The following is a 563-nucleotide window of genomic DNA, read 5'->3' as shown; positions in this document are numbered from 1 at the left end:
ACGAGCGGGAGCTGGAGTTCGCGCTAGACCGGTAGGTCCTCATGGGGCCAGCGGGCGCGGGCCTGTTCGCGGGAGCGGAGCAGGGCCAGCGTCGGCAGGCCCTCGGCCACGCCGGTGGTGAGCAGCTCGGGGAGCTGCGGGAGGGGGGCGACCGCCGCCACGTCGTCCAGGATCAGGGTGAGTGGTGGGTCGAGCCGACCGGAGGATGACCGTTCGGCCATGCGCCGGCCGTGCTCGACCACGCTNNCGGCCGAGTCTTGGGGTCCTCGATGGGTTCACCGACCACATAGAGCGTGCCCCCTTCGTGGACGAAGGAATCCAGGGCGAGCGTGTCGGTTCGGTGCGGGGTGCACGATTCGCGGATGTTGACCGTGAGGAGTGCGGAAAGTGCCCGGCTGGTGAGCTCCTGGGCGATGTCCCGCCGCTCCGGGTGCGAGGTGAGGGCCGCCTCCAGTTCGCCCGCGGAGCCGGGGGCCGCCTTGGGATGGGTGCGCAGGGTGCGTACCGCGTCCTGGAGCTGGGTGCCCTGGGTCCAGCGGTGGACGTGGCGGATGGTGCGGCCG

General features: G+C 72.0%; 1 pseudogene. It reads right to left on the bottom strand.

What is annotated here, in order from left to right:
- Positions 1-23: 23 nt before the first annotated feature.
- Positions 24-563: pseudogene (locus CCN33_RS07575) on the bottom strand (DEAD/DEAH box helicase family protein); the annotation flags it as partial.

This window comes from Streptomyces recifensis (assembly GCF_002154615.1).
Lineage (GTDB): Bacteria > Actinomycetota > Actinomycetes > Streptomycetales > Streptomycetaceae > Streptomyces > Streptomyces griseoluteus.
Note: the sequence above shows the minus strand (reverse complement) of the source record. Positions and strands in the feature narration are given on the sequence as shown.